The organism is Burkholderia sp. BDU5 (genome assembly GCF_001522845.1).
Taxonomy (GTDB): domain Bacteria; phylum Pseudomonadota; class Gammaproteobacteria; order Burkholderiales; family Burkholderiaceae; genus Burkholderia; species Burkholderia mayonis.
In genome coordinates this window covers 58886-85033 of sequence record NZ_LOWC01000145.1, presented here as the reverse complement: position 1 = coordinate 85033, position 26148 = coordinate 58886, and the positions used below count along the sequence as shown (strand labels likewise).

Genomic DNA, 26148 nt, shown 5'->3' with positions numbered 1-26148 from the left:
TTTCCGCTGATCGTTTTCCGCTGATCGTTTTCCGCTGATCGTTTTCCGCTGATCGTTTTCCGCTGACCGTTTTTCGCTAACCGTTCCCCGCTGACCACCTCCCGCTTGCCGATGCCGATGCGCCGCGCTCGGCGCTTCCGCACCGCCTGATCGTTCCCGACGCCACGGCGTCTCGTCGTGCGCCACCCGCCTTCCGCGACGTCCCGCCGATCGACGCTCGCACCGCCCACACCCGCCGCGACTCCCGCATCCGAAACATCGATCGCATCCGCCGCGATCGATGATCGACGACACCTCTTCGACCGCCGTTTTCCGATGCGCGCGCCGCGCTTCGTGCGCCCCCCCCCGAGCGCCCTTCGCCGCGTCCGCCCCGCCCGCGCGCTTCTTCAATATTTGTCAGACTTTTCAACGATTTGGCGGCCAAAGCAGACGAAATCATTACTCATTCATTACAATTCCACTTTCGGAACGCGATCCGCGATCCCGCCCAGCGATAGCCAGCCCATGCGCCTCAAGAAAAAACCGAAGTCGTCCGATCCTTACGTCGCCGTCGCGAAAAGTCCGATGCTGTCGTCGAACCTGCCGATGTGGCGCTCGAAGTTCATCGTGATCCTCGTGTTCATCGCGTTCGGCACGCTGATCGCCCGCGCGTTCTGGGTGCAGGTCGCGAATCAGGATTTCTACGTGGGCCAGGGCCAGAAGCGCTATCAGCGCACGATCGAGCTCGGCGCGATGCGCGGCAGCATCGTCGACCGCAACGGCGCGCTCCTCGCCGTCAGCCTGACGACCTATGAAATCTGGGCGAATCCGAAACAGGTCGACGAAGTCGCGTACGCGCCGCTCGCGAAGCTGCTCGACATGCCGCTCGCCGAGGTGCGGCGGCGCCTGACGAGCGACCGTTCGTTCGTGCTGCTCAAGCGCCAGGTCGATCCCGAAACGGCCGCCCGCATCGAGAAGCTCGATGTCGACGGCATCACGCAGGTCGCCGATTCGAAGCGCTTCTATCCGGAAGGCGAATCGGCCGCGCACGTCGTCGGCTTCACGAACGTCGAGGATCGGGGGCAGGAAGGCGTCGAACTCGCCGCGAACGGACGGCTGTCCGGCACCTCGGGCCAGCGCCAGGTGATCCGCGACCGGCTCGGCCGGATCATCTCCGACACCGGCCCGCTCGTGCCCGCGCAGCACGGCGCGACGATCGAGCTGACGATCGATCGCCGGATCCAGCAGCTCGCGTACGCGCAGCTCAAGTCCGCGATCGTCGCGAACAACGCGCAGGCGGGCAGCGTCGTCGTGCTCGACGCGCAGAACGGCGAGATCCTCGCGCTCGCGAACTACCCGACGTTCGATCCGAACGACCGCGCGCGCCTGACGGGCCAGCAGTTGCGCAACCGCGCGGTGATCGACACGTTCGAGCCCGGCTCGACGATCAAGCCGCTCGTCGTCGCGCTGTCGATCGACGCGGGCAAGGTGCGGCCGCAGACGATCATCGACACGTCGCCGGGCTCGTACAAGATCGGCCCGAACGTGATCCACGACACGTCGAACCACGGCGCGATCACGGTCGCGCAAGCGCTGCAGATGTCGAGCAACATCGCGCTCGCGAAGCTCGCGCTCAACCTGCCCGCCGAGACGATCTGGAACAAGTACCAGGAATACGGAATCGGCCGCGCGCCGGAACTGACGTTCCCCGGCGTCGCGTCCGGCCGGCTGCGCCCGTACAAGCGCTGGCGGCCGATCGAGCAGGCGACGATGGCCTACGGCTACGGCCTCTCGGCGTCGCTGCTGCAGATCGCGCAGGTCTATACCGCCTACGCGGGCGACGGCACGCTGCATCCGGTGTCGCTGCTGAGAACGCGCACCGATCCGTCCTCCGTCGGCGCGCACCGCGGCCATCGCGTGACGACGCCCGCCACGGCGGCCGCGATCCGCTCGATGCTGGAAATGGCGGTCGGCCAGGGCGGCACCGGGCGCGCCGCGCGCATCGACGGCTACCGGATCGGCGGCAAGACGGGCACCGCGCGCAAGCAGGTCGGCGCGTCGTACGCAAAAGGCAAGTACCGCGCGCTCTTCTCCGGGATGGCGCCGATGAGCAATCCGCGCCTCATCGTCGCCGTGATGATCGACGAACCGGGAGCGAGAAGCTACTACGGCGGCACGGTCGCGGGACCGGTGTTCTCGTCGGTGATGAGCGGCTCGTTGCAGTTGCTCGGCGTGCCGCCCGACGCGCCCGTTGCCGCCGAGAAGCCGGCGGCGAGCGGCGTAAAGGCGCCCGCGAAAACGAACGCATGACGCGACGCTGCCACCGCGATGCGGGCGCTGCGCCCGCACACATCCACGCCGATCCCATTCTTTAGGATCGCCTCGCATTATTTGAAAGCCCGCTTACCCGCCGCCTACAATTTCCCGCACGACATGCATGCCGTCCGCGGCTCGCAAGGCCGCATCCATCGAAACGGAGCACGAAGGAGACGCTTATGGGATTGCGCTGGCCCCAGGCCGCCCTCGTCTGCGCGAGCATCGCCGCCGGCCTGTCGGCGGCGGCCCCTGCGCATGCGGAAGACGCGGCGACGGTAAAGATCGGCTTCGTCGTCAAGCAGCCCGACGACCCGTGGTTTCAGGACGAATGGCGCTTCGCAGAGCAGGCGGCGAAAGACAAGCACTTCACGCTCGTGAAGATCGCCGCGCCGAGCGGCGAGAAAGTGTCGACCGCGCTCGACAGCCTCGCCGCGCAAAAGGCGCAAGGCGTGATCATCTGCGCGCCCGACGTGAAGCTCGGCCCCGGCATCGCCGCGAAGGCCAAGCGCTACGGAATGAAGCTGATGTCGGTCGACGACCAGCTCGTCGACGGCCGCGGCGCGCCGCTTCCGAACGTGCCGCACATGGGCATCTCCGCGTACAAGATCGGCCGGCAGGTCGGCGAGGCGATCGCCGCCGAGGCAAAGCGGCGCGGCTGGAATCCGGCCGAGGTCGGCGTGCTGCGGCTCGCGTACGACCAGTTGCCGACCGCGCGCGAGCGCACGACAGGCGCCGTCGACGCGCTGAAGGAAGCCGGCTTCCCGGTCGCGAACGTCGTCGACGCGCCTGAAATGACGGCCGACACCGAAGGCGCGTTCAACGCGGCCAACATCGCGTTCACCAAGCATCGGAACTTCAGGCGCTGGGTCGCGTTCGGATCGAACGACGACACGACGGTCGGCGCGGTGCGCGCGGGCGAAGGCCGCGGGATCGGCGCGGACGACATGATCGCGGTCGGCATCAACGGCAGCCAGGTCGCGATGAACGAGTTCGCGAAGCCGAAACCGACGGGCTTTTACGGCTCGATCCTGCTGAACCCGCGGCAGCACGGCTACGACACGTCAGTCAACATGGTCGAGTGGATCACGCAGAACCGGACGCCGCCGCCGCTCGTGCTGACGTCCGGCACGCTGATCACGCGCGCGAACGAAAAGACGGCACGCGCGCAGCTCGGGCTGTGAGCGGGCGCGCGGCGGCGGCATCAGCCACCCGTTTCGAACCGAAGGAGAACGCATGACGATACGCACCACGCTGATCACGGGCGCCGCAGGCGGCATCGGACAGGCGCTCGTGCGCCGCTTTCTCGCCGCGGGCGACCGCGTGCTCGCGCTCGACCGCGACCGCGCGGCGCTCGCCGCATTCGTCGATGCGCTCGGCGATGCGGCCGTCGCGCCCGTCGTCGACGATCTGAGCGACGCCGAGCGCCTCGCGGCCGCGCTCGCGAACGAGCCCGTCGACGCGCTCGTCGCGAATGCGGGCACCGCCGCGTCGGCGACGCTGCGCACGACGACGGGCGCGTCGTGGCGCGCGGATCTCGACGCGAACCTGACCGCGACCTACGTGAGCGTCGAGGCGGTGCTCGCCGGGATGCGCACACGCCGCCGCGGCGCGATCACGATCGTCGGCTCGGTCAACGGCGTCGCCGCGCTCGGCCATCCGGCGTACAGCGCCGCGAAGGCGGGGCTCGTCAGTTATGCGAAGTCGCTCGCAATCGAATACGGGCGCGACGGCGTGCGCGCGAACATCGTCTGCCCCGGCACCGTGAAGACGCCCGCGTGGGAAGCGCGCGTCCGGCAGAACCCGCAGGTGTTCGAGCAACTGAAGAAGTGGTACCCACTCGAAGATTTCGCGACGCCCGACGACGTCGCGAACGCCGCGCTGTTCCTGTCGTCGGACGCGGCGCGCGCGATCACGGGCGTCATGCTGCCCGTCGACGGCGGACTGCTCGCCGGCAATCGCGTGATGGCGCAGGAGCTGACGCTCGAGCCGTTCTATTGACCGTTCGAAGCACGTGATGCGCGCGATGCGACGGACGCCGCGCCGCACGACGTCGATTGGAATCCGCGCGTCGACGATCGGGACGCGGCGCGACGCCGCTTCGATACGCCGAGTTGACGATTCGACGCGATTGCGCCGATCGGGCGATCCGGGCGAACGACCCGCCCGCCGGAGCGAGGCGTTCATGCCGCGAATGCCGCAAGCAAAACGACGCGCCCGCAAGCGCGCTTGCGCCTGACGCAAGCGCCCGCCTCCCGCCCCGCCCTCGCTCGGTCCGCATTCAATGCGCGGCCGCCGAGCGCGCCCGCCCAGCATCCGCGCCCATGCGCGCAAGCACGTGCTCGGTCATCCCGCGCGCGAGCTCCGTCTCGCCGACGAACACGTCGCCCATCCCTTCGTTCGCGAGCAGCGCCGCCTCGTCGTCGCTGTTCGTGCAGAGCGCAATCTCGATCGCCGGATTCAGCGTGCGCGCGATATCGACGATCTGCCGCACGTCGAACACGTCGGGCAGCGTGACGACCAGCATCCCCGCGCGCGCGATATGCGCCTGCACGAGCACGATCGGCTCGATCGCGTCGCCGGACACCGCCGCGACGCCGTCCGCGCGCAGCTTCTCGACCGTCTCGCGATTCTGCTCGACGACGACGTACGCGATCCCGCGCGCGTCGAGCGCCTGCGCGATTCGCGTGCCGACGCGCCCATAGCCGACGATCACGACCTGCCCCGTCAGATGCGTCTGCGGCGTCGACATCGGCAGCGCGGCGAGCGGATCGTCGCGCGACTCGAGCCGGCGCGCGAACGCCGAGTGCTTGCGGATCCACGCGAGCGCCGGATCGATCGCCGCGAACAGCAGCGTGTTGAGCGCGATCGACAGCAGCGCGACCGCGAGGATCAGGCTCTGCCCTTCGGCCGACAACAGCCCGAGCCCGCGCCCGAGGCTCGCGAGGATGAACGAGAATTCGCCGATCTGCGCGAGGCCCGCGCCGACCGTGAGCGCGGTGTTGAGCGGATAGCGGAACGCGAGCACGAGCGCGACGGCCGCGAGCGTCTTGCCAAAGACGACGATCGCCGCGACTTCGAGCACGTGCAGCGGCTCGTCGATCAGCACGCGCGGATCGAACAGCATGCCGACCGAGATGAAGAAGAGGACCGAGAACGCGTCTCGCAGCGGCAGCGTCTCGTCGGCCGCGCGGCGGCTGAACTCCGACTCGCGCATCATCATCCCGGCGAAGAACGCGCCGAGCGCGAACGACACGTCGAACAGCTTCGCCGCGCCGAACGCGACGCCGACCGCCGCCGCGATCATGCACAGCGTGAACAGCTCGCGCGAGCCGGTGCGCGCGACGAGCCACAGGATGCGGGGGAACACGCGCTTGCCGACGATGAGCATCAGTGCGATGAACGCGGCGACCTTCAGCAGCGTCACGCCGAGCGCGCCCCAGAGGCTGCCGCCCGCCGGCGCGGCGGCCGCGTCGCCGTGCGCGGGCGCGCCGCCGCCGAGGAGCCCGGCGAGCGGCGGCAGCAGCACGAGCACGAGCACCATCACGAGATCCTCGACGACGAGCCAGCCGACCGCGATCCGTCCGTTGACCGATTCGATGAGCCCGCGCCCTTCGAGCGCGCGCAGCAGCACGACCGTGCTCGCGACCGACAGCGCGAGACCGAACACGAGCGCGCCGCCGACGTTCCAGCCCCATAGCAGCGCGAGTCCGCCGCCGAGCGCCGTCGCGACGGCGATCTGGACGATCGCGCCGGGCAGCGCGATCTTGCGCACCGCGAGCAGATCGCCGAGCGAGAAATGCAGACCGACGCCGAACATCAGCAGCATCACACCGATCTCGGCGAGCTGCTGCGCGAGCGCGAGATCGCCGACGAAGCCGGGCGTACCGGGGCCGATCACGATGCCGGCGAGCAGATAGCCGACGAGCGGCGGCATTTTCAGCAGCGACGCGAAGTAACCGAGGATCATCGCGAGACCGAAACCGGTCGCGAGCAGTGCAATCAGGCTGACGTCATGAGGCATCCGTGCTCCATTTGATGGCTGGGTGTAACGATTTCGTAAACATTGAAGGATAAGGGATCACGGCGACAAATGTGCGAACTGACCAAAATTTGCCGGAGGGCGATCGCGTGAAAACGGCGGGGCGGCCGCGATCGGGGAAACGAAACGGGCGTTCGGCCGGACGGCGATGCGTTCGCCGATCGCTCGGCGAAACGCGCGTGCGGGCGTCCGGGCACAAGTGCACATGCCTCACGGCGCGCCGGTCGGATGTACCGATCGCGCGTCGCCTTGGCGCGGGCAACGCGCGAATGCCGGTTCGCGGCAGAAATCGACTTCGCAGCCCGCGACCGGAAAAGCGAGCGCGGCGAGCGCCGCCGCGCGCGACAAGCGGACAACGATGCGTCACTTCGTGGAAATTCCGCAACGGATGACCGAGCGGCGGAGACGGCGCCGCGCGAAAGGAGGCCCCGGTAGCAAGCGGCACGGACCGCCGCGGACGTTCGATCCGCCGCTCCGTTGAAACGCCGACTTTCGCCCGATTCCGGCCGGGTTCGCTCGATCGAGCCCATCGATCGAGTCGCGCGCGGCGTCGAGCGACCGGTCGAGCAGGCAACGAAGCAGCGCGAGCTGCGGATGTTAGATGCGACGCGCCCGCTCGTCACGAAGGTTCATGATCAGGGCCGCCGTTACGTCGCCCAAGGTAACACGCTGATCCTGAATGGCGGGAAGACCGGGAGCGCTCAGCACCGGCAAATCGGGCGGACACCAAAGGTACGGCAGCTTGCTGCCCCATCGCAGAATCGACGAGCGCCATTCGCCCGGCAACGTATTCATCTCCTCGATCGTGATCTCGAGCGTCGACACGCTGCCGGATCCGTCCTCACTGCGCCATCATTCGCCGCGACCGAACCCGACCCGGGCGGCGCCCGTGTTCTTCCCGATCATGCGCACGAGCCAATCGCATTGAAACGACGACTCGTCGCTCGGCGGACTTCCGGTGCACAGCGTATGGACGTTTTCGTACTGCTGCGCGAATTGGCTGACGAGCACGCTTGCAATGCGGTCGGCCCCTTGACGTTGCTCGGAAACGATATCTCGTCGGTCTTCAATTCCATCACGAGTTCAGCATCGGGCATGAACGCGTCTTCGATCAGATGAGGACGATTTCCATCTTTCGCCTGGATGTAGGTTTCAATCGATTTCCCGAGAAACGCCTTATCGATGTTCCGATTCACGATGGACGATTAGCGGCAAGTTTAAATCCTTGTGTCGAATCGGCGGCGATACCCCTATGCGCCGATGATTGTCTCTTGCCGATCGCGGAAGATCGGTCGCGCTAAATCTCGCCTCGTCGAAATGCGATGCATCGGTCGCCTTGGCATGTGAACGCGCATCCGCATTATCCGGCAGTGGCCGCCGCGTCACCCGGTCGTTCGACGCGCTTCGGCGCGATCGGCCGCGCAACAAAAAAGGTGCTGGAAATCGTTCAATTCCGAACCCGATTGGCATAACGTGTCAATCGGCCTATATACACACACGCATAAATCGGTAAAATCGGTCTAAATCACCTCTTTTACCATTTATCATCATGAGCGTTCGCAGTCGAATACCCGCCGACAATCCGATATTGTTGGAAATTTGGCATCGGTCCGTGCGCGAAACACACACCTTTCTTCGTGAACGGGACATCGAGGCACTCTACCCGCAAGTCAGGGACGCATATCTGCCGAATGTCGCCGTATGGATCGACGAAGCCATCGACGGCCGCATTGCCGGTTTCATCGGCATGGACGGCGCGCAAGTCGAGATGTTGTTCGTCGACCCGGACCTGTTCGGCCAAGGTGTCGGGACGCGCCTCCTCGATCACGTCAGTGCGCAATATGCCAGCCTGACCGTCGACGTCAATGAGCAGAATCCGCAGGCGCACGGGTTCTATCGACGGTACGGATTCAAGGACGTCGGGCGCTCGGCGACCGATTCGGCCGGCAGGCCGTTTCCGCTCATTCACATGGCGTATTGAGCCGCTCGTTATCGGCAATTTCCGGTGGCTATGCGCTGACCGCTTCGAAATGGCCGAACGTCGGCGAGTGAGTCGAACAGAAGATCGACGCGCCATTTCGGCTGTCGTTGCCGTTCCATATGACGATCCGGGGTCAGCGGCAGATCGCCGTCGATCTCGCGAGGGCGCGTCGCGGCTGCCGTGCATACTGCAACGGCTGTCTGCCGCTGGGAACGGTGGCGTGATGGATGTCGCCGAATGGCGAACACTCCGCCCGATGCAATTCGAAAGAGCCGCTGTCTCGATGAAGCGGCGCCTGCCACCCGGGCTCGCGGTTGTGCCCATGCGGCAGTGTTGCATGTGGCGTCCCGTATCGTTGCGTTTTCGTTTCCCGCTTGTGCGCTTTGCCGTGACGCAGAAAGACAGCTTTACGCGTGCCGCAGCTCGGCTCGGTGTTCACAGTCCGCGCTTAGCCAGACGATTCGCGCTCGACGAGCGGCTCGGCATCCGCGCGAAACTCAAGTCACCAGCTACGCCGCTCGAATTTTGAGCCATCTGGAATCACCCGGTTTCCGCCGTTCACGCCGGCACCGCCTCGGCGGCAGCGTCCAACGCGCAGCGGGCCCGCCATTTCTTCTTCGAGTCGGCCGGCAAAGCGCCGGCCATAACGGTCATTCGTGATCCGTGTGCGTCGCCACGACGATCGCCCGCGATCGAATCCGATCGTCGTTCGGCCGGATCCGCCGGAGCGCAGCGATCAGCGACGATTGAATCCGTTTCGAGGCGATCGCGCCGGTGCGCGTTCGTCCTTGTGCCGGAAGTTGATGCGTCCCTTCGTCAGATCGTAGACCGACAGCTCCAGCGTGACGCGGTCGCCCGCGAGAATGCGAATATGGTTCTTGCGCATGCGGCCCGATGCGTATGCACCGACGACTGCGCCGTTTTCCAACGTGACGCGATACTTGCTGTCCGGCAGCACCTCGTCGACGACCCCGTCCAGTTCCAGCAGTTCTTCCTTTGCCAAACCCATTCCTCCAAACAAAATGATTGACCGCAGCCGCAACGGTATGTCGATGTCCGCTCCCTTGCGGGACTTCGGCTTCAGCCCCGATGTCGAATGCGACGTTCATGCGGACGCGTTGCATCGTGACGTGCGCGCCGTCTGCCAGCCGCGCGGCTGACTCGGCTCGCTATTGCGTCTCGGTGAATTACTTCTTTTCGCGAGATTGGGCGAGCGGAGTCTTGGGCGCCGCCCAGTTCAAGACTGCGCCGGGAATCGGCTTGGCCTTGGTCTGCTTGGGTTTCTTCGGTTCCTTGTTGCTTCGCAACTGGCTCTCGGCCATGGTCCTCCTTGTGCATCGCTCGCGAGATCGCGATAAATGAATCGTCTGGCAGTGCGTTGCTGCGGTCGCGCCGTCTCCGCCTCTTTCGTGGCGGACGGACTTCGCGTATGAGGGTGCTGGACGTCTGGAAGCGAAACGGTCGCCGTCGTGAACGGACGGCGACCGCAACGGAGGCAGGTGCTGCGCGCGGGATCGCCGCAGCATGTCGGTCCCGCGAACGGGACCGGTGATGCTAACGCGAATTAAAGCGGCGTGATGTTCGACGCTTGCAGGCCCTTCGGGCCACGCTTCGTTTCATAGCTGACTTTTTGATTTTCGGCGAGCGTCTTGAAACCATCGCCGCGAATCTCGGAGAAGTGCGCGAACAGGTCGTCGCCACCCTTGTCAGGCGTAATGAAACCAAAACCCTTGCTGTCGTTGAACCACTTGACGGTACCGGTATCCATGAAGATCCCTTAAAAGAAACGGTTGAATTTGAACGGTTGCTCCCCGTTAGGGGCGCGGAAAAAAAAGATTCAAGGCGGGAGAGGACAACGAATACCGCGGGTAGCGGTGACTGATGGGCAATCGAGCTTCTTGAAAACTTCAATGCGTGACGCTACGCGACGTTTGCCGTTTCGTCAAGCTTTTTGTCGCGAGCTGTCGCGAGCAAATGAATTGTCCGGGTCTGTAGCACGTAATCTGTCCGGTTTTTGGGTGCGGCATGAAGCCAGCCGTAAGCCGGGCACGCTGGTTACAGGAAACCCGGAAGATGAGATTCGAAGAGGTCTACACGGACTGGCAGGAGAAGCGCCTGACGCAAGCGGAGGCAGCGAGGCTGCTGGGGGTATGCGAGCGCACGTTTCGCCGCCAGATGGGACGCTACGAAGCCGATGGGCTCGATGGGCTGATCGACAAGCGGATCGAGCAGATTTCGCATCGGCGTGCGCCCTTCGCCGGCCGCACGCGCGCAACGCCTCCGCGCGATCGACGCGCGTCATCGATACCTCGCCGCCCCGATGAACTGCGAAAACCGCTCGCACCAGATGACGACGGTCGTGTAATCGCCGACATCGACGCCGTCCGCGAGCGGCACGACGAAGTCGCCGAACGTCTTCAGCTCGCCGACCCGCAGCGCGCGCGACTTCGCCGCGACAAACGCCTGCTTCGACGCGACGAACTCCCGCGTCAGGTAGATCTTGTAGTCGGGTCCCGGCGCGACGCGCCCTTCGAATGCAAGCGCCGTGCGCGTGACGGATAGCTTGCCGTCCGTCCAGTGCAGCGGATCGCCGCCCGTCAGGCCGCGCTCGAAGCGCCCCGTGTAGAGCGCGCGGCCGGTGATCGGGCGCAGCTCGGTTTCGCTCGCCCCCGCGTCGGCCGTCAGGATCGGCAGCGCATACACGCCGAGCGCGAAACCCAGCACGAACGCGATCACGTGCGAGCCGATCCAGATCCCTTCTTTCTTCATTGCTTCCGTCCTCCGTAGTCGAATCGATGCGCCGGACGCCCGCGGACGGGGCCGGCACGACTACAGTCGGCGCAGCGGCCGAAATATGACAGACAGACGGACGGATGCGATCGCCGTGCGGCGTCCCGTCACGGGCGATCGAGCGTCGCGCCGGCTCGCGGGCGGCGTAGCGGCGAGCGGCGACGCCCGCCGTCCCGCTATTGCCGCGCGACGTCCGCCGCCTGCGCGCCGACCGGATAGATCAACCACGGATCGCCGTCGATATCACGCCAGTACGCGCCCTGCGCTTCGAGCACCGTCGCGAGCCGCTGCCGCAGCCGGTTGAGCTGCGCGTTCGACACCGTCTCGAAGAACGTTCCGCGCACCTCGCGCAGCGGAATGCCGGCGCGCTCCATCCGGTGCACGAGATGAATGAAGGTCGCGACCGCGTCGCTCGCGCCGCCCCCGCCGCCGCTCGCGGCGAGGTCGCAGACGACGAGGCTGTCGTCGACGAGCCGGTAGACAAGGTCGAGATCGTTGACCCGCACGCGCCAGCCGATCTGGAAGCGACTCCCGCCGAAATACGCGGGCTCCGGATGCATGCCTTGCGTTTGCAGATAGCGGGTCGCCGCGTCGAGGGCTTCGGCCTGCATTGGACGCCCCCCCGTCAATACCGCACCGCGGCGGCGATCTGCCCTTGCAGCGTCACGAGATCGCGCAGCGCGTCGCGCATCTGCCGCGACGCGTCGAGCGCGCGCTCGACCGTCGATGCGAGCGCCTGTTGCAGGCGCTCGGCGGACTGGCTCTCGAAATCGCCCTGCAACTGCGTCTGCTGCGCGTCGCGCGTGAGCGACGCGTTCGCGACGCCCGCGATTCCCTGCCCGGCCTTCGACAGCCCGTCGGTCGCCGACGCGCCGAGCTGGCTGCCCGACGCCGCGCCGATCGCGCTCACCGCGCCGCCGACGATCTGCCCCACCGCAGACGCCATCGCCGCATTGAAGTTCTGCATGATCGCCTGCTGCTTGGTCTCGAGCACGCCGACCTGCCGGTCGTACGCGATCCGTTGCATTGCCTCGTTGAACGTGCGCTCCAGGTCGCGCATCTCGCTGAAGATCTTCTGCAGCTTCGCCTTCAGCTGGTCGATCGTCGCCATCGGTCCGTCGCCCGCGCCGAACACGCCGGCCGTATCGATGCCCAGCGTATCGGCGCGGACCGGCGCGCCGCCGGCTTGCGTCACAGTACTCATCACTCGTTCCTCTCGGATTTCAAACGGCGCATATCCGCCGTGCACTCAAACCATCGATGCGGCGATCTGCGCCTGCACCGCGGCGCTCTGCCTGAGCGCCTGACTGCCGTCCTCGACCGCCTGCCCCGCCTTCTCGACGAGTTCCTTTGCGTCCTTCGTCTGCGCTTCCTTCTGCTGCTTGTAGAACGCGAAGCACATCTGCAGCCACTGCTGGTCGAGAATCAACTGGTCGATCTCCTTCTGCAGCTTCGCGCGCTCGATGCCGAGCACGCCCGACGTCGTCTGGCTCGCGGCGCCGATCGTCGCGCGCGCCGTGTTCAGGAGCGGCGACAGCGATGCCTTCAGCGCAGCCGCCATCACGTCGCGCTTGACCTGCTTCGCAATCGCCTTCGTCAGCGCCTGCGCGGTCAGCTCGACGCCGCGGTCGATCGCCTCGTTCGCGACCTTCTGCACCGCCTTCGTCACCATCTTCTCGATCGCCTCGCGCGAGAAGCTCTCGAGCATCCGGTTCACGCCGAGCTGCTGGACCGTCTTCTGCAACGCTTCCTTGCCCGCCTGCTTGGACGCCTCGAGCGCGGTCTTGCCGAGCCCTTGCAGAATCTGTTCGGACACCTGCGAAGCGACTTCCTTGCCGATCGCCTGCGCGGTCTTCTCGACCGCCTGCTTGCTGCCCGACTTGATCGCCTGCTCGAGCGCCTCGCCCGCGCCTTTTTCGAGCACCGCGGTCGTCGCCTTCGGAATCGCCTTCGTGAGCAGCATGTTGCGCGCGGCGCTCGTCACGTCGACGACCGCGCCCGCGATCTCGAACGTCAACTGCACCTTCGCGGCGACGTCGGCGGCCTGCCGGTACTTGTCCGCGTTCTTTTCGTCGATCAGCGCGAGCGTGTTCATCGTCGCCTTCACGACGCCGGCGAAGCCCGCCATCAGATCCATCGCGCCGCCCGCGACCATCATCGCGTTGCCGGACAGCGCGCCGCCGATCATCTTCGCGACGCCGGACACGACCTCGACGGCCGCGACGATCCAGTCGAAGATCACGCCGAAGATCCCGGCCTTCTTCGCCTTCTGCTGCTGCTCGACCGCCTTGTCGATCTGCTCGCGGTAATCCTTGATCTCCTGCTGCCGGACCTCGTCCTGCTTCGCGGACATGATTTCGAGCGCCTTGCTCTTCAGCTCCGCGGTGTTGCCGAGCACCTTCGTCGACAGCAGCGTCGTCGCGAGCAGCATCGTCTCCATCGACACGCTCTCGAACGCGCGCAGGCCGATCGACGATGCCGCGCCCTTGTCGCCGGACGCGCGGTCGAACTTGTCGAGCACGCGGCCGAGCGCGCCCGCCGCGTCCTTCATCGATACGAGCGCCTGCGCGGCGAACGGCGCGCGCGCATCGGCGGCGAGCCGTGCGCGCGCTTCGTCGACGACGACCGACGCGCCGCGCAGCAAGCCTGCCGCGACGCGCGCGCGGGCGACGCCGTCGTTCTGCCCTTCGGGCTCGATCGGCGCGAGCGCGCTCCCCTGCGTTCCATGTGCGTTGATCGCAACTGCCATTTCATGTCTCCCCTTCACATTGCGCGAGCTGCTGCATCGCGTTCGCCTTGATGTCGCGATGCCCGTCGCGCTCGCCGCACCAGTTGAGCGCCGCGCGAAACGCCTTCGCCGCGTAGTCGAGATTGCCGGCGAGCCGGTAGCTGACGCCCGCGTGATACGACGCACGCGGATCGTCGACGCCGATCATCCCGGCGCGGCTGAAGCAGAAGATTGCTTCGTCATGTCGAGCGAGCCGCTGCTGGCAAAGGCCGAGCGCGAACCAGTAGTCGAAGTTCCAGTGATCGACGCGCGCGAGCATCAGAAAGAAGTTGCGCGCGGCGTGCAGCTCGCCCATGTCGAAAAGCTGCGTCGCGTACGCGTACAGCGTGTCAAGGTCGCGCCGCTCGACGTCGGCGAGCATGCGAATCGATCCGCCCGACGCGAAGAAGCGCTGCAACACCACGTGATCGTCGTCGGGCATCGTTTGATTGAGTGCGGCCATCGGATGGTCTCCCGTGCTGCGGCCGGCGCGATCGAAGCCGCGCCGACCGCGCGTCGCGTCAGCGGATCGCCGACGCGATGCCCTTCGTCGATTCGGCGAGCATGCTCTGCAGGCTGTTGATCATCTGCACCGCCGTGTTGTAGTTCTGCATCAGCTGCTGCATCTTCAACTGGCTTTGCTGGACGAAATCCGACGCGCGCCCCGACACCGATTCCAGCGACGACTTCACCGACATCAGATCGGCCTTGTCGAGCTTGCCGCCCTTGTCCTTCATGAAGTCGTCGATCGTCTTGCCGTTCACGAGAATGTTGTTGTCCTTCATGTACTTGAGCACTTCGCCGGGCAGCTCTGTCTTGTCTTCCGGCTTGATCAGCTTCGCGAGCGCGGCCTCGGCCTTGTTCGCCATGTCCTGCGCGTCGCGCGAGATATTCGACTTCTTCTGCATGTCGTCGAGCTTCGCCGTCGTCTGGCGGCTCAGCAGATCCATGATCACGAGCATCATCGCGATGCTGTCGCCGATCGGATGCGGATTCGCGACGTTGCGGTTGTCGCCGCCGCCGACCGAGTCGGCGTTGTGCATCATGGTTTGGGTCGTCGATTGAATGGGCGTCATGACTTGATTTCTCCGTTTCGTTGCTTGCTCAAACAAATACGCGATTGAACTGCTTCACCGTCCGGCTCTCGCGATGCGCCGAGACTTCCGGCGCGGCGCCGCCGCTCGCGAGCTGCGCGACCTCGTCGCCGAGTCGCTTCAGGCAGCGCTCGGCCTTGCCCGCCTGCTCGTTCATCCTGTCGGCCAGGCCCTGCCCGCCGTGCTGCATCAGATCGTCGAGACGCCGCAGCTTGCGTCGCGCGTCCGGATCGTGCGCAGCCCGTGCGCGCAGCGCCGCGACTTCGTCCTGCAATGCCTGAAACGCCTGCATCTGCTCGCGCATCGCTTCCTTGCGCCGGCGCAGATCGGTCATCGCATCCTTGAGTTGCTCGAGTTCTTGCATCGCTCACCTCGTTCTTGATGGGTTCATCGTAATTTCTCCGCACGCTTTCGCTTTACTGAAAACCGCGGCGGCTTTCGATTTCGGAATCGCGCTCGCGGCCTCCGCATTCGCTTTCGCGGCGGCCGACACGGCCGGCCGCGCGGCGCACGGCGTCGCGTCAGCGAATCGCCGACGCGACCCGATTCGTTGCATCCATCGTAGCGACGCGCTGCCCGGGGCTTTTTCGGAATCCGGCCGCGCATTCCGTTTTTTCGACAACGAACCGCCGACGCGCCGGGGCGGCACGCGGCCTCGCCGACCAACGGTTTCAGGTGATGACCTGAGACGATTTTTCAGCCAAATAGCCGATGATTCCGACCGGGCAGCAACAACAGCCACGGGGGCTCGATGCAAGTTGTACGTTTCATGTTCGGCCGTCTGAGCGGCCAGGTGAGGACGCGCGGACTGATCCACACGGTGCCGGGCGACTGTATCGCCGTCACCCGTGACGACGCCTCGTTGTGCGACGCCGGCGCCGGCACCGATATCCAGTCCGCCGATTTCTACGCAGCGGACTTCCGCACGCTGTACGCGGAAATCAACGCGCTGATCGACCCGCCGCTGCCGACGCCGTTTTGCGGCGAGCCGATCCGCGTCGTCCAGACGTCGCCCGAAGTGATCGGCATGCTTGAGCTGCTCGCCCCCGTATCGCGTCCGGCGCTCCTCAGCTTTCTATGCGTGTATTGCCTCGGCGCCGACCGCGCGTACTTCTCGCGCCTGCTGCACGCGGCGATGGCGGGCGACACCGAGTTCGTCGACTTCGTCGACGCGCACGCGCTCAATCCGTGGAGCGTCGCGCGCTTCGCCGAGGAATTCGGGCTGCCGCCGCGCAAGTTCAATCTGCTGTTCGTCGAGAAATACGGAACGTCCGCGAAACGCTGGCTCGTCGAGCGCCGTCTCGCGCATGCGCAGCATCTGCTCGCGTCGACGTCGATGCGCATTCTCGACATCGCGCACGAATGCGGGTTCTCGAATCACGCGCATTTCACCGACAGCTTCCGCCGCCGCTACCGCTGCAATCCGACGCAGTACCGGCTGCGCATGAAGCAGCCGACGGCCACAGCGGCTTGACGGAGGCCCGCCGATGGATATCGAAGCCGTCAATCAGCAGTTGTCGCGTCTCGTCGACAAAGTCGGCCACGACGTCGAATCGAAAATGTCCGCGTCCGATCTCAACGATCCGGCGAGCATGCTGCAGGCGCAGTTCGCGATCCAGCAGTACTCGGTGTTCGTCGGCTATCAGAGCGCGGTGCTCAAGGCCGTCAAGGACATGCTGTCCGGCATCATCCAGAAGATATGACGGCGCTCGCGCAAGACGTGCGCCGCCTGCTCGTCGAGTGCGGCCTCGCGGCCGTCAACCACGGGCTCGCGCGGCACGCGTGGGCCATCTACGACGCGCTGCCGGCGCTCATCGCGGATCCCGCCGACCGGCGGCTCGTCGAAGCGACGATACTGATCGGGCTCGGCCGCGACGGCTCTGCCGCGCGCCTGCTCGCGTCGACGCCGGGGCCCGAGGCCGCGCTGCTGCGCGGGCTGCTCGCGCCCTCGTCCGCGTCAGCATCCGCTTCGGCCGCGTCGGCTGCATTCGCGTCGGTCGCAGCGGGCACTGCCGCCCCGTTCCCATTCGAATTCGCAAGGAGCCTTCATGGACATCACCGCCGCGCAACGCGCGCTACAAACGCTGCAAGCGACGCCGCAGACGGACGCGACGCCGATCGACCAGGCCCAGATTGATGCGTTCACGCGCACGTTGTTCGGCCAGGACGCGAGCACGCCCGAGGCGCGCGCGGCGAGCGGCTTCCAGCACCGCTCGCTCGATGTCGATCGCGCATTGAGCGCCGCGCGTGACCGCGGGGAGGCGCTGATGCAGCCGCTCGACATGCTCTCGAACCAGTCGGCGATGCTGCGCGCGATCCTCGAAGTCGATCTCACCGCGAAGGCGGCGGGCGCGGTGTCACAAGGGATCAACAAGCTGGTGAACATGCAATGACCGCGCGCGCTTCACGCGTCGCGTGCGCGGCCGCGCTGGCGCTGTCGCTCGCGGCCTGCAAGACGGATCTCTACACGAACCTGCCCGAAGCCGAGGCGAACCAGATGATCGCGCTGCTGATGCTGCGCGACATCGCCGTCGACAAGAAGCCGCTGAAGGACGGCAACGTGACGATTCGCGTCGAGTCCGACCAGTTCGTCAACGCGGTCGAGCTGATGCGGCAAAACGGATTGCCGCATCGCAAGCTCGCCGCGCTCGAGGATCTGTTTCCGCCCGGCCAGCTCGTCACGTCGCCCGCACAGGAGCAGGCGAAGATCACGTTCCTCAAGGAGCAGCAGCTCGAAAAAATGCTGCGCGCAATGGACGGCGTCGTCGATGCACAGGTGTCGATCGCCGAAGGCGAGCCGCAGAACCGACGCGACCCGCCGCAGCCGTCCGCGTCGGTGTTCGTCAAGTACAGCCCCGAGCGCAACTTCGGGGCGCGCGAAACCGAGATCCGCAGCCTCGTCGTCACCGGCACGCCGGGCATGAGTCCGGACCACGTAAGCGTCGTGCTGCAGCCCGCCGACTATCGCTACGACATGCCCGCCGAAGACAAGCCGGCGGCGGATGCGAGCCTGCTCGCGTGGCTGCGCGCGCACCGGCTCGCGCTCGGCGTCGCGCTCGGCGCGTTCGGCATCGTCGCGAGCCTCGCACTCGCCGTCATCGCGTCGCGCGGCCGTTCGCCGGGCGAGCCGCGCGCGTGATGAGCGCGGCCCCGCTCACGCCCGAGCTGCAGCGCCTGCATCGGCTCGGCTGGCAGCCCGGCGCCGCGATGCACGACGGCTGGTGGCCGCACCTCGGGCTCACCGCGTGGCGCGACAGCTACCGCCGCCATCCGGCGTGCCGCGCCGCGATCGACCGGCTGATCGTCGTGCGGCGCGGTTATCCGCGCGCCGCGCTGCCTGCGCGGCTCGACGAGCGGCAACGCGCGCTGCTGTCCGTCGAGCCGCGGATCGGCGCGCTGATCGCCGCGCTCGGCGTAATCGCGCTCGACTGCGCGGATCATCTGCTCGTCAGGCAATACCGGGAGCGGCTCGCCGCGCGCATCGGCGAACGTGGCTGCGCGCAGCTGCTCGCGCTGCATCGCGGATGGCGGTCCGCCGCGCGCGTCGCGGCGCACGAGCGCATCGTCGATGCCGCGACGGATGCCGGCGTGCGATGGTGGCGGCGGGATGCGGCGTCGTGCGTCGTCGCGACGCTGCTCGCGTCGCGGCTGCCGCCGGTGGACGACGCGTTCGACGTCCGCGTTGCGCGGGATGCGCGGGATGCGATAGATGCGACGACCGTGTCCGGCTTGCCGATCTTGCCATATGCGCCAGGCGCGCCGCATGCCCCTGATCCGAAGATCGAGCCGGACGCATCGAACATCGCGACCGCGCGCGCGCCAACGGCCGCGCGAAACGCATTCGATACGCGCCGCCCGCCGCCCGACGACGCAGCCCCCGACACGCTCCTGAAACTCGCCCGCTTCCTATGAACGGACTCGTTCCCCCGATCGTCTCGCTGCCCGGCCCCGCGCCGCTCGACGTGCATCTGACGGCCGACGCGCTCGCGCGCTACTGCGACGCGGCTGCCGTCGTCGCGGCCGCGCGCGGCGAAGCGCGGTCGCTCGTCGACGATGCGCGCCACGAACTCGACACCGCACGGCAGGCGGCCGCGAACGTGCGTGAAGACGCATACCGGCAGGGCCTCGCGCGCGCCGAAGCCGAGCTCGAACGCCGGCGGGCGGCGCTGATCGACGACACCGTCCTCTGGCTGATCGACGCACAAGCGGCCGAGGCGCACATCGCCGAGCGGATCGACGCGCGCGTGCGCGCGCTCGTCGCGAGTGTGATCGAACCGTACCTCGATACGCAGGACCCCGTCGAACGGCTGACGCAGCGCGTGCTCGCCCATCTTCGCGCCGACGTGCACGCGCGCGCGTTTCGCGTGTCCGTGTCGCCGGCGAACCTGCCGCGCGTGCGCGACGCGTTGCGGCACGATCCCCGCGTGCAGGTCGACGCCGACGCCGCGCTGCCCGACCGCGACGCACGACTCGAAACGCCGGACGCGATCGTCCGCTTCGATCTCGACCGGCATCTGCGCCTGCTGCTCGCGCGCCTGGCCGGCGCCACCGAGGAGGCTCGTCCCGATGCTCAACCGTATTGATCCGGCTGCCGCACAGGCGAGCGCCGCTGCGACGCCGGCCGCCGCCGGAACCGCATCCGCGCAAACGGTCCAGCAGATCGTCCCGCCGCAGTCCGCGCACGAGCTCGCGCAACGCGAACTCGCCGACGCGCCGATCGATTTCGGCGGCGCGCCGCTCGACGCAGCGGGCGTGTCGGGCGAGTCGTTCGCCGAGACGCTGGAGGACATCGGCTTCGCGGTCGGCACGCGTTTTCGGGAGCCGCGCCGCGGCGCAGCCGACGGCCGCGCGGAGCGGCCGCGCGCGCGCTCGATGCTGCAGCAGTTGATCAAGCAGATCGGCGCAGTGTCGGCGGCCGAGCTCGCCGACTTGCGTCAGCGGATTCCCGGCGTCGACGCACTCGACGACCCGGCCGACGCGATGCGCGACGCCGGCTTCAACGCGGGCGAAATCGCGCTGCTGCTCGGCGCGATGCTCGAAGAAGGCAAGCTGTCCGGCATGCGGCGCAAGCGCGCCGAAGACGCGCTCGCCGCGATTCTCGACGGCGACGAATGGGCGCTGCAGCTGTTCGCGCGGCTCGAATTCGGCCACGCCGGCCGCACCGGATTCGCCGAGCTGCGCCGGCTGTATCAGCGCGCGGCCGACCGGCAAAAGCGCCTCACCGAGTGGTTCGACGAATTCCGCCGCCTGCGCGATCGCAGGCGCAAGCTGAAGACGCTGATCCGCGCGCTCGCGTTCGAGCTTTCCACGCAGGGGCCGGCGATGGACGCGCATCTCGCTGCCGTCATCACCGACCTGAAACGCATCCTGCAATTTCTCGGCGTCGAAGATCATTGCGAGCGCGCGGCGCGCATGCTGGACACGCGCGACGTGGACGCCGACGCGCTGCTGCAATCGCTCGTCGCATGCGTCGAGCAGAGCTGGATCAGCTCAGGCTGGATCGCGGCGCGCACCGACGCCGCGATCCGCGACGACGCGCTCCGCTACCGCTATGCGAAGGCGATGCTGGAGCTCGTCAAGCTGCTGCCCGCCGATTGCTTCGACGACGCCGACCAGCACGACGCGATCCTCGGCGCGTTCGCCGAGCATCTCGAAGCGCTGGCCAACGCCGGGCTGTAGCGCGGCCGGCGCACGTCAGCGCAGATTCGCGGACAATTGCTCGCGCGCGACCCGGAACGACTCGCGCCGCACGCTCGTCACTTCTTTTTCCCACAGCGGATTGAGCGGCACGTGGTAGCCCGCCTGTTTCGCGCCGCCGATCAATTCCGCGAGTTCGTGCTTGTCGTGAACGATGCAGATTTCGTCGAAACAACCGATCTTTTGCGGCAGCGCGAACGTCGCCGGATAGTTCGCATCGGGATCGGCGGCCGGGCTGCCGGAGTCGGTGCTGTGGTGAACGACGGCCTCACCGTCGCCGACGAGCGCCGCGTTGATGATCGGAATCATCTCGCGCACGCGCGATGACGCGTTGCCGATCTCCGTGTCTTCTTTCCGATAGAACTCGCTCGGCTGCTGGTACGGGCTTCGCAACGCGTCGGGTATGCCGTTCTTGTAGCCTTCGAGCCGTGCCTTGAACACCTCGTGCGACACGTCGGGCACCGGCAGATTGTCCTGCGGGCCGAGATCGTCGAAGCGCGGGCCGATCAGGAGCAGGTCGTAATCGGCAGTCAGGGGTTTCGCGCCGTCCTTCGGCGGCGCGAGCACCTCGATCGGCTCGCCGCGATGCGCAATCGCATACCTGTCTTCACCGGCGCTGTGAACGTGCGTTGCCTCGAACGAATAGATCGCTCCGCTCGGCGCTTTCGCTTCGAACGTCGCCGGCATGCCGTTGCCGTCCCGCTTGATCCTGTCGATCAAGCCCTCATCCAGCAGTTTGTCGAAGCGTGCTTTCGACAGGGTCAACGGCACGCGCTTCGCGTAGCCTTCCGCGATGCAGGATTGCACCTGCCGATCGAATTTCTCGATGCGATCCGGCTTGTCCTCCAGCTTGCTGAACCGTTGGTCGACGCAGATGAACGCGGCCTGGGGGCCCCAGTTCGCACTCTTGCCCTTGATATGAAAACCCTTCGTCGGGTGACCGCTTTCGATCAGGTCAGTCGCGAACCGGTCGACAGGCCGAATGCCGATCAGGCAATCGTGTTCGCGCGCGACACGCTGCAGCTCGATTAAATGCGCGGGCACGACCCCGGTCTCACCGCGCACGCGCTCGACAAGCGCGGCGAGCGTGGATTCGGCTGCGCGCCCGGTCGCGGATGGTTGAGTCGAATCCATCGCGCCGTGCAATTCCTGATGCATTGTTCCCGTCACGCCGGGATGCATCGACAACTTATCGATCATCGCTGAACTCCTTCGGTCAAACGTCACGAATCGGTTGCCGCGATCGGCCATCCGACGTCTGCGCCGATCGCGGTGGTTCGATTGTGTTCAACGTGGCGCGACGCCTCTTCCGCATTCAGGCGCTCGCTATCGGTTTTCAATCACGGCCGCTCGCCGCAGCGCTCAGCCGCGCGGCAACACATCCGATTTGTCGGCCGGCATGCCGTGATATCGCGCCCACAGCGTGTTGATTACGTCGCGTGCCGCGTTCGCCGCGAACCGTATGGTGTCCGGACGATTTTCATGACGCGCGGCCACGCTCGCGAGCATCGCGATCAATCGGTCGCGCGCTTCGCCCGTATCGTCGGCGAAGAGCGTCTCTTCGAGAGAAGTCAGTCGTACCATCGACGTTTCCTTGCGGGATGATCACACGTCGAGCGGCACCGACACGAGGCGCTGATCCTTGCGCAGGCTCATCGCGCGCCGCGTCAGGCGCACGATCGCATAGCCGTTCGGCAGCACGCCGCCCGGTTGCAAACGCATGCCGTTCGCGAGCACGACGTAGATCGCGCCCGCATGGCCGCCGACCGTCACGACGGGAGCGGGCAGGTACGCGCTCGCCGTCTGCAGCGACGGCACGTCCTGCCATATCGCAACGAAACCGTCGCGGCTCGATCGGTTGAATTCGGCGATCGCGTCCGTCAACGCCGACGCATGCGCCGGGTCCGCCGAGCCGCTGACGATCAGCGTCTTGCCGGACATCACGATATTCAGGCCGTCGAGCGGCGCGCGGCTCGACAACGCGTCGTACAGCCGGCCGAACCACAGTGCGCGGTCGTTGACCACGCGCCACGCGCGCAGGCCGCGCAGCATCTGAAGCTGCGCGACGACGCGCTGCCACGCCGCGTCGGCGACGATCGGCCCGCGAATCTCGACGCTGTCGAACGTCGCGTCGCTGCGCACGTCGACGTCGCGATAGCCGTTCAGCGCGAGCACGTTGCGAACGTTGTCGCGCAGCGCGTCCGCGCAGAGGCTCTCGTCGCGCATCGCGATGCCGTGCTCGCGCAGCCGCGCCCGCAGCCGTTCGACGTCCCGCGACGATTCGCAAAGTCCGCTCACGACGACCGAACCGTCCGCCGCGCGAAGCGCGTGCAGGCCGCGCAGCGCCTGCGCCCGAAGCTGGTGCGCGAGCCACCCGTCGACATCGAAGCACGCGGGCTGAGGCGGCCGCCACAGCAGCAACGCAAGCCCGGCGACGATCGCGACGATCGAAAGCGCCGCGCCGCTCCAGCACGCGATCTCGCGCGTCGGGCGCCTCGCCGCGCGCCGCCGCGCGGGCACCGGGCGCGCGGACAGCGCATCGCCGCTGCCGCCGAGCACGAATGCGACACCCGCGACATCGATCGCGCGATCGAACGGCAATGAACCGCCCGCGTCCCACGGCCCGCCATCGACCCACACGCCCGCGTCGCCCGACACGCGCACGCCGTCTTCGCCGCTCGTCAGCACCGCACGCGCGTCGCCTTCGAGCGGCAGCGCGACGTCCGCGTCGTCGCCGCCGATTTGCGTCGCACCCGCGGGCAAATCGAACTCGAGCCCGGCGAGCGGTCCGTTCAGCCATTTGAGCTTATGCATCGGATCGTCACGTCTGCTGCCAGGGATCGGCCTTGATCAGGAACAGCCGGACCGTATGCCGCTGGCTCTGGCGCGTCGTCTTGAACAGACGCCCGAGAATCGGGATGTCGCCGAGCAGCGGAATCTTGCGCTCGCCTTCGCTCAGCTCGTCCTGCACGAAGCCGCCGAGCAGCAGCGCCTCGCCTTCCTTCAGCAGCGAATGCGTCGCGATTTCGGAACTGAGCGTCTGCGGCAGCGGCTCCTCACGGCTGAGCGGGCTCGTCTGGCGGCCGTCCTGCACGACGAGCGTCAGCATGACCTCCTGCCGGCCCGCATCGCCGATGATGCGCGGCGTCACGCGCAGCAGCGAGCCCGTCGAAATCGATTCGAGCTTCGCGACGCGCTCGGCGCTCACTTTCGTATAGAACGTGATGTTGCGATCGAGCACCGCCTGCATGTTGTCGAGCGTGACGATCGACGGGCGCGACAGGATGCGCGCTTTCGAATTCTGCTGCAGCGCGGAGAGCTGCACCATGAAGCTGCCGGTGTTCGAGATCACCGTCGAGAAGCTGCCCGCGTCGGGCTGGCCGCCGCTGTTGAAGCTGATCGAGCCGCCGCCGATCCGTGCGGACGCCGACCAGTCGACGCCGAGCGCGCCGAGATCCTCCGCATTGATGTCGATGATCGCGACCGAGATCTCGACGAGCTTCGGCTTGCGATCGAGCTGCTCGATCAGATCGCGGTAGAGGCTCATGTTCGCGCGCTTGTCGCGAACGATCACCGCGTTCTGCCGCGCGTCGGCGGCGAACATCGGCAGCAGCCGGTCGCTCGCCGGCTGCTGCCCCTGGCTGTCCTTGAGCGGCAGCGCGCGGCCCTGCGCCATCTCGCGCAGCACCGACACGACGCCCGGCACGATCACCTGCTGCGATCGATAGCTGTACGACGTATCGGCCGCCGTCGCGTACTTGAGCGGAAAGAAGCGCACCGATTCCTGGTTCTGCTCGCGATTGATCGCCTGCTGATCGAGGCGCTTCGCGAATTGCGCGATGCGCTCGAGGCAGACGGGCACGCCGTACGCTTCGATCGCGTTCGATTGCGGAATCGCCTGCACGCGGCATTGCCGCTGATCGAGCAGCTTCGCCGCGCGGAGCTGCTCGATCAGCGTCGCGGACGGCAGATAGTCGAGCGCGACCAGCCGGGCCGACACCTCCCGCGCGCGATACACGTAGAGCGTCTGCCCGTCGTAGTACCACGCGAGCTGATAGAGACGCGCGAGCCGATCGAGCGCGGCCTCCGGCGGGCCGCCGTCGAGCGTGCCGATGAACGCGCCGTCCACCTGCTCGCTGACGATGACGGGCACCCGGTAGTTCGCGCCGAGATCGCGCAGCACGTCGGCGAGCTTCGCGCCGCGCGTCGCGAGAAAAAACGGCGCCGCGCCGTGCGTCGGCATCGGCGCGGCCCACGCGGACGCGCTCGCGGCGAGCGTCGCGGCGGCGAGCGCGCGCACGCGCGCGCCGTGAAGCGAACGCATCATTCGCACGGTCCCGCATGACGCATGCCGCGCGCGGCTTCGTGATGCGCGCTCAGCCAGCGCGCGACGGCGCCCTGCTGCTCGATCCCGACGCGCAAGGCGGCCGCATCGACGTCGCAGTCGTAGCGGCGCACGAAATACAGCTTGCCGTCGTCGAGCCACAGCGCATCGTCGGGCTGGCTGCGCAGCGACGCGAGCCACAGCGCCGCATGCGCGAGCCACGCGGCGTCGTGCGGCGCGCCGTCGACCGCGAACGCGACGCACACCCCGTACGCGCCGCCGCCGCACCAGCCGCTCAGCTCGTCCATCGTCAGCGGCCAGCGACCGCGCTGCGCGCCGCCGATCGAAACCGATCCGACGTGCCGGATGCATGCGGGAAGATCAGTCAAGTATCCGTGCTTCATGGCATGACATTTTCAAGATAGACCTTGATAGAATCGATCCGGTCATCACCTGAACTTCGGACGCCTTGAGTAATTTTTCTTCTTCGTCTGGCACCCGTCCTATGGCTCTCACGCATACCGCCGCTCCCGCCGAGATACGCATCCTGGTCGTGGAGGACCATCCCCTGCTGCGGTTGGGCCTCAAGAACCTGCTGGACGCGTCGCCGCCGCTCTCCGTCGTCGACGAAGTCAGCAACGGCCTCGAAGTGTATGCGGCCTGCCAGCGGCTCGATCCCGACATCGTGCTGCTCGATCTCGGCCTGCCCGGCATGAACGGCCTAGACGTGATCCATCAGTTGCGGCGGCGCTGGCCGGACCTCGGCATTCTCATCGTCACGGCCGAGACCACCGAACATCGCGCGAGCGCGGCGCTCACGGCCGGCGCGAACGGCTACCTGCTGAAGAACAGCTCAAAGCAGACGCTGCTCGACGCGATCTGGAAAGTGTGGCGCGGCCATACGGTGATCGATCCGGCGCTCAACGTCGATCAGGTCACGACGAAGGCCGTTCCCGACGGCGCGGTCGCGCTCACGCCGCGCGAACGTCAGGTGCTCAAACTGATTTCGGAAGGCTGCCGCAATCGCGACATCGCAGAAAAGCTCACGATTACGATCAAGACCGTGGAGACCCATCGACTGAATCTGATGCGCAAGCTCGACGCGCACAATGCGGCGGAACTCGCCAACTGGGCGCATCGCCTCGGCCTGCACTGACGCCG

Annotated in this window: 32 protein-coding genes and 1 pseudogene; 16 read left to right on the top strand and 17 right to left on the bottom strand. The window is 66.9% G+C overall.

Translation table 11 applies throughout. From position 1 onward, the window contains the following. The first annotated feature begins 504 nt into the window (after positions 1-504). From WS69_RS23155 to WS69_RS23145, 3 genes are all read left to right on the top strand, one after another. On the top strand, positions 505-2289 hold the full coding sequence (locus WS69_RS23155) for a peptidoglycan D,D-transpeptidase FtsI family protein (RefSeq protein WP_059473007.1): 1785 nt from the start codon (positions 505-507) through the stop codon (positions 2287-2289). Between the two features lie 185 nt (positions 2290-2474). Further along, positions 2475-3476, top strand: a complete 1002-nt coding sequence (locus WS69_RS23150) for an arabinose ABC transporter substrate-binding protein (protein ID WP_059473006.1) — start codon at positions 2475-2477, stop codon at positions 3474-3476. Positions 3477-3528: 52 nt separating this feature from the next. Further along, positions 3529-4293: an SDR family oxidoreductase gene (locus WS69_RS23145; RefSeq protein WP_059473005.1), complete on the top strand. Its 765-nt coding sequence runs from the start codon at positions 3529-3531 to the stop codon at positions 4291-4293. Positions 4294-4573: 280 nt separating this feature from the next. On the opposite strand, the gene WS69_RS23135 is transcribed toward WS69_RS23145, so the two are convergent. Together WS69_RS23135 and WS69_RS34270 are read right to left on the bottom strand one after the other, a co-directional pair. Beyond that, the gene (locus WS69_RS23135; RefSeq protein WP_059473003.1) at positions 4574-6316 is read right to left on the bottom strand and encodes a cation:proton antiporter domain-containing protein; all 1743 of its coding nucleotides are present in this window, start codon (positions 6314-6316) and stop codon (positions 4574-4576) included. A gap of 920 nt (positions 6317-7236) precedes the next feature. Continuing rightward, a complete protein-coding gene (locus WS69_RS34270; protein ID WP_197419297.1) occupies positions 7237-7530 on the bottom strand; it encodes a hypothetical protein in 294 nt (97 codons plus the stop codon). 353 nt (positions 7531-7883) lie between these two features. Between WS69_RS34270 and WS69_RS23125 the strand changes: the two genes are divergently transcribed. Both WS69_RS23125 and WS69_RS33705 read left to right on the top strand, forming a co-directional pair. Next, positions 7884-8315 (top strand): acetyltransferase, encoded by a 432-nt coding sequence (locus WS69_RS23125; protein ID WP_059473002.1) that lies wholly within the window; start codon positions 7884-7886, stop codon positions 8313-8315. A 223-nt stretch (positions 8316-8538) separates the two neighbouring features. After that, positions 8539-8844, top strand: coding sequence for a hypothetical protein (locus tag WS69_RS33705; protein WP_156438345.1), 306 nt, complete (start codon positions 8539-8541; stop codon positions 8842-8844). A gap of 207 nt (positions 8845-9051) precedes the next feature. Here the strand turns inward: WS69_RS33705 and infA are convergent, their stop codons facing one another. Then, a complete protein-coding gene (gene infA / locus WS69_RS23120; protein ID WP_025990473.1) occupies positions 9052-9318 on the bottom strand; it encodes a translation initiation factor IF-1 in 267 nt (88 codons plus the stop codon). A 19-nt stretch (positions 9319-9337) separates the two neighbouring features. Here infA and WS69_RS33700 point away from each other — a divergent pair, with 19 nt between their 5' ends. Further along, positions 9338-9475 (top strand): hypothetical protein, encoded by a 138-nt coding sequence (locus WS69_RS33700; protein WP_156438343.1) that lies wholly within the window; start codon positions 9338-9340, stop codon positions 9473-9475. A gap of 27 nt (positions 9476-9502) precedes the next feature. On the opposite strand, the gene WS69_RS35345 is transcribed toward WS69_RS33700, so the two are convergent. Then, positions 9503-9637, bottom strand: coding sequence for a hypothetical protein (locus tag WS69_RS35345; protein ID WP_257791892.1), 135 nt, complete (start codon positions 9635-9637; stop codon positions 9503-9505). Positions 9638-9879: 242 nt separating this feature from the next. Beyond that, entirely contained in the window at positions 9880-10083 is a 204-nt protein-coding gene (locus WS69_RS23115) for a cold-shock protein (RefSeq protein ID WP_010109085.1), read from the bottom strand. 257 nt (positions 10084-10340) lie between these two features. On the opposite strand from WS69_RS23115, the pseudogene WS69_RS35725 reads away from it, so the two are divergent. After that, positions 10341-10529, top strand: a pseudogene (locus tag WS69_RS35725) (helix-turn-helix domain-containing protein); the annotation flags it as partial. An 84-nt stretch (positions 10530-10613) separates the two neighbouring features. Here WS69_RS35725 and WS69_RS23110 read toward each other — a convergent pair. From WS69_RS23110 to WS69_RS23080, 7 genes are all read right to left on the bottom strand, one after another. Next, entirely contained in the window at positions 10614-11084 is a 471-nt protein-coding gene (locus WS69_RS23110) for a DM13 domain-containing protein (protein WP_059473001.1), read from the bottom strand. Positions 11085-11281: 197 nt separating this feature from the next. Next, positions 11282-11716: a hypothetical protein gene (locus tag WS69_RS23105; protein WP_059473000.1), complete on the bottom strand. Its 435-nt coding sequence runs from the start codon at positions 11714-11716 to the stop codon at positions 11282-11284. 14 nt (positions 11717-11730) lie between these two features. After that, the gene (locus WS69_RS23100; RefSeq protein ID WP_059472999.1) at positions 11731-12309 is read right to left on the bottom strand and encodes a hypothetical protein; all 579 of its coding nucleotides are present in this window, start codon (positions 12307-12309) and stop codon (positions 11731-11733) included. Between the two features lie 45 nt (positions 12310-12354). Then, a complete protein-coding gene (gene sctE, locus WS69_RS23095; RefSeq protein ID WP_059472998.1) occupies positions 12355-13854 on the bottom strand; it encodes a type III secretion system translocon subunit SctE in 1500 nt (499 codons plus the stop codon). Between the two features lies 1 nt (position 13855). After that, entirely contained in the window at positions 13856-14335 is a 480-nt protein-coding gene (locus WS69_RS23090; RefSeq protein ID WP_108034056.1) for a SycD/LcrH family type III secretion system chaperone, read from the bottom strand. A 58-nt stretch (positions 14336-14393) separates the two neighbouring features. After that, positions 14394-14948 carry a secretion protein EspA gene (locus WS69_RS23085; RefSeq protein WP_059472997.1) on the bottom strand — a complete coding sequence of 185 codons (555 nt, stop codon included), beginning with the start codon at positions 14946-14948 and terminating at the stop codon, positions 14394-14396. A gap of 28 nt (positions 14949-14976) precedes the next feature. Next, positions 14977-15330 carry a hypothetical protein gene (locus WS69_RS23080; RefSeq protein WP_059472996.1) on the bottom strand — a complete coding sequence of 118 codons (354 nt, stop codon included), beginning with the start codon at positions 15328-15330 and terminating at the stop codon, positions 14977-14979. A 387-nt stretch (positions 15331-15717) separates the two neighbouring features. Here WS69_RS23080 and WS69_RS23075 point away from each other — a divergent pair, with 387 nt between their 5' ends. The 8 genes from WS69_RS23075 to sctW are packed head-to-tail and all read left to right on the top strand — an operon-like array spanning position 15718 to position 20645. Then, a complete protein-coding gene (locus WS69_RS23075) occupies positions 15718-16440 on the top strand; it encodes a helix-turn-helix transcriptional regulator (RefSeq protein ID WP_231747201.1) in 723 nt (240 codons plus the stop codon). A 13-nt stretch (positions 16441-16453) separates the two neighbouring features. After that, positions 16454-16669 (top strand): type III secretion system needle filament subunit SctF, encoded by a 216-nt coding sequence (gene sctF / locus WS69_RS23070; RefSeq protein WP_010109100.1) that lies wholly within the window; start codon positions 16454-16456, stop codon positions 16667-16669. Beyond that, positions 16666-17103 (top strand): EscG/YscG/SsaH family type III secretion system needle protein co-chaperone, encoded by a 438-nt coding sequence (locus WS69_RS31995; protein WP_082716401.1) that lies wholly within the window; start codon positions 16666-16668, stop codon positions 17101-17103. Before sctF ends, WS69_RS31995 begins: the two co-directional genes overlap by 4 nt. Further along, positions 17015-17359 carry a type III secretion system inner rod subunit SctI gene (gene sctI, locus WS69_RS23060; RefSeq protein WP_059472993.1) on the top strand — a complete coding sequence of 115 codons (345 nt, stop codon included), beginning with the start codon at positions 17015-17017 and terminating at the stop codon, positions 17357-17359. The genes WS69_RS31995 and sctI overlap by 89 nt, the downstream gene beginning before the upstream one ends. Further along, a complete protein-coding gene (sctJ, locus tag WS69_RS23055; protein ID WP_059472992.1) occupies positions 17356-18105 on the top strand; it encodes a type III secretion system inner membrane ring lipoprotein SctJ in 750 nt (249 codons plus the stop codon). Before sctI ends, sctJ begins: the two co-directional genes overlap by 4 nt. Further along, positions 18105-18878, top strand: a complete 774-nt coding sequence (locus WS69_RS23050) for a type III secretion system domain-containing protein (protein ID WP_059472991.1) — start codon at positions 18105-18107, stop codon at positions 18876-18878. Before sctJ ends, WS69_RS23050 begins: the two co-directional genes overlap by 1 nt. Continuing rightward, entirely contained in the window at positions 18875-19549 is a 675-nt protein-coding gene (locus WS69_RS23045; protein ID WP_059472990.1) for a hypothetical protein, read from the top strand. The genes WS69_RS23050 and WS69_RS23045 overlap by 4 nt, the downstream gene beginning before the upstream one ends. Then, a complete protein-coding gene (gene sctW / locus WS69_RS23040; protein ID WP_059472989.1) occupies positions 19533-20645 on the top strand; it encodes a type III secretion system gatekeeper subunit SctW in 1113 nt (370 codons plus the stop codon). The genes WS69_RS23045 and sctW overlap by 17 nt, the downstream gene beginning before the upstream one ends. Positions 20646-20660: 15 nt before the next feature. Here sctW and WS69_RS23035 read toward each other — a convergent pair whose 3' ends face one another. The 5 genes from WS69_RS23035 to WS69_RS23015 all read right to left on the bottom strand — a co-directional run bounded on the left by WS69_RS23035 (position 20661) and on the right by WS69_RS23015 (position 25376). Next, positions 20661-21863 carry a CyaA/EF/ExoY family adenylyl cyclase toxin gene (locus WS69_RS23035; protein WP_226382864.1) on the bottom strand — a complete coding sequence of 401 codons (1203 nt, stop codon included), beginning with the start codon at positions 21861-21863 and terminating at the stop codon, positions 20661-20663. A 162-nt stretch (positions 21864-22025) separates the two neighbouring features. Next, entirely contained in the window at positions 22026-22247 is a 222-nt protein-coding gene (locus tag WS69_RS23030) for a hypothetical protein (protein ID WP_059472987.1), read from the bottom strand. A 21-nt stretch (positions 22248-22268) separates the two neighbouring features. Further along, entirely contained in the window at positions 22269-23477 is a 1209-nt protein-coding gene (gene sctD / locus WS69_RS23025; protein ID WP_059472986.1) for a type III secretion system inner membrane ring subunit SctD, read from the bottom strand. Between the two features lie 7 nt (positions 23478-23484). After that, positions 23485-24990: an EscC/YscC/HrcC family type III secretion system outer membrane ring protein gene (locus WS69_RS23020; protein WP_226382865.1), complete on the bottom strand. Its 1506-nt coding sequence runs from the start codon at positions 24988-24990 to the stop codon at positions 23485-23487. Next, entirely contained in the window at positions 24987-25376 is a 390-nt protein-coding gene (locus WS69_RS23015; RefSeq protein WP_231747200.1) for a hypothetical protein, read from the bottom strand. The genes WS69_RS23020 and WS69_RS23015 overlap by 4 nt, the downstream gene beginning before the upstream one ends. Before the next feature lie 116 nt (positions 25377-25492). Here WS69_RS23015 and WS69_RS23010 point away from each other — a divergent pair, with 116 nt between their 5' ends. Further along, a complete protein-coding gene (locus WS69_RS23010) occupies positions 25493-26143 on the top strand; it encodes a two component system response regulator (RefSeq protein WP_059472985.1) in 651 nt (216 codons plus the stop codon). Positions 26144-26148: the final 5 nt, after the last annotated feature.

Bases quoted from the DNA above. Each gene is read 5' to 3' on its own strand.
- WS69_RS23030 (WP_059472987.1), bottom strand. From the start codon at position 22,247: ATGGTACGACTGACTTCTCTCGAAGAGACGCTCTTCGCCGACGATACG.
- WS69_RS23150 (WP_059473006.1), top strand. From the start codon at position 2,475: ATGGGATTGCGCTGGCCCCAGGCCGCCCTCGTCTGCGCGAGCATCGCC.
- WS69_RS23035 (WP_226382864.1), bottom strand. From the start codon at position 21,863: ATGATCGATAAGTTGTCGATGCATCCCGGCGTGACGGGAACAATGCAT.
- sctE (WP_059472998.1), bottom strand. From the start codon at position 13,854: ATGGCAGTTGCGATCAACGCACATGGAACGCAGGGGAGCGCGCTCGCG.
- WS69_RS23085 (WP_059472997.1), bottom strand. From the start codon at position 14,948: ATGACGCCCATTCAATCGACGACCCAAACCATGATGCACAACGCCGAC.
- WS69_RS23105 (WP_059473000.1), bottom strand. From the start codon at position 11,716: ATGCAGGCCGAAGCCCTCGACGCGGCGACCCGCTATCTGCAAACGCAA.
- sctF (WP_010109100.1), top strand. From the start codon at position 16,454: ATGGATATCGAAGCCGTCAATCAGCAGTTGTCGCGTCTCGTCGACAAA.
- WS69_RS23125 (WP_059473002.1), top strand. From the start codon at position 7,884: ATGAGCGTTCGCAGTCGAATACCCGCCGACAATCCGATATTGTTGGAA.
- WS69_RS33700 (WP_156438343.1), top strand. From the start codon at position 9,338: ATGATTGACCGCAGCCGCAACGGTATGTCGATGTCCGCTCCCTTGCGG.
- sctI (WP_059472993.1), top strand. From the start codon at position 17,015: ATGGACATCACCGCCGCGCAACGCGCGCTACAAACGCTGCAAGCGACG.
- WS69_RS23050 (WP_059472991.1), top strand. From the start codon at position 18,105: ATGAGCGCGGCCCCGCTCACGCCCGAGCTGCAGCGCCTGCATCGGCTC.
- WS69_RS23155 (WP_059473007.1), top strand. From the start codon at position 505: ATGCGCCTCAAGAAAAAACCGAAGTCGTCCGATCCTTACGTCGCCGTC.
- WS69_RS23080 (WP_059472996.1), bottom strand. From the start codon at position 15,330: ATGCAAGAACTCGAGCAACTCAAGGATGCGATGACCGATCTGCGCCGG.
- WS69_RS23110 (WP_059473001.1), bottom strand. From the start codon at position 11,084: ATGAAGAAAGAAGGGATCTGGATCGGCTCGCACGTGATCGCGTTCGTG.
- WS69_RS23090 (WP_108034056.1), bottom strand. From the start codon at position 14,335: ATGGCCGCACTCAATCAAACGATGCCCGACGACGATCACGTGGTGTTG.
- sctJ (WP_059472992.1), top strand. From the start codon at position 17,356: ATGACCGCGCGCGCTTCACGCGTCGCGTGCGCGGCCGCGCTGGCGCTG.
- WS69_RS23075 (WP_231747201.1), top strand. From the start codon at position 15,718: ATGCAAGTTGTACGTTTCATGTTCGGCCGTCTGAGCGGCCAGGTGAGG.
- WS69_RS23020 (WP_226382865.1), bottom strand. From the start codon at position 24,990: ATGATGCGTTCGCTTCACGGCGCGCGCGTGCGCGCGCTCGCCGCCGCG.
- WS69_RS23135 (WP_059473003.1), bottom strand. From the start codon at position 6,316: ATGCCTCATGACGTCAGCCTGATTGCACTGCTCGCGACCGGTTTCGGT.
- WS69_RS23100 (WP_059472999.1), bottom strand. From the start codon at position 12,309: ATGAGTACTGTGACGCAAGCCGGCGGCGCGCCGGTCCGCGCCGATACG.
- sctW (WP_059472989.1), top strand. From the start codon at position 19,533: ATGCTCAACCGTATTGATCCGGCTGCCGCACAGGCGAGCGCCGCTGCG.
- WS69_RS35345 (WP_257791892.1), bottom strand. From the start codon at position 9,637: ATGGCCGAGAGCCAGTTGCGAAGCAACAAGGAACCGAAGAAACCCAAG.
- sctD (WP_059472986.1), bottom strand. From the start codon at position 23,477: ATGCATAAGCTCAAATGGCTGAACGGACCGCTCGCCGGGCTCGAGTTC.
- WS69_RS23115 (WP_010109085.1), bottom strand. From the start codon at position 10,083: ATGGATACCGGTACCGTCAAGTGGTTCAACGACAGCAAGGGTTTTGGT.
- WS69_RS23145 (WP_059473005.1), top strand. From the start codon at position 3,529: ATGACGATACGCACCACGCTGATCACGGGCGCCGCAGGCGGCATCGGA.
- WS69_RS23010 (WP_059472985.1), top strand. From the start codon at position 25,493: ATGGCTCTCACGCATACCGCCGCTCCCGCCGAGATACGCATCCTGGTC.
- WS69_RS23045 (WP_059472990.1), top strand. From the start codon at position 18,875: ATGAACGGACTCGTTCCCCCGATCGTCTCGCTGCCCGGCCCCGCGCCG.
- WS69_RS33705 (WP_156438345.1), top strand. From the start codon at position 8,539: ATGGATGTCGCCGAATGGCGAACACTCCGCCCGATGCAATTCGAAAGA.
- WS69_RS31995 (WP_082716401.1), top strand. From the start codon at position 16,666: ATGACGGCGCTCGCGCAAGACGTGCGCCGCCTGCTCGTCGAGTGCGGC.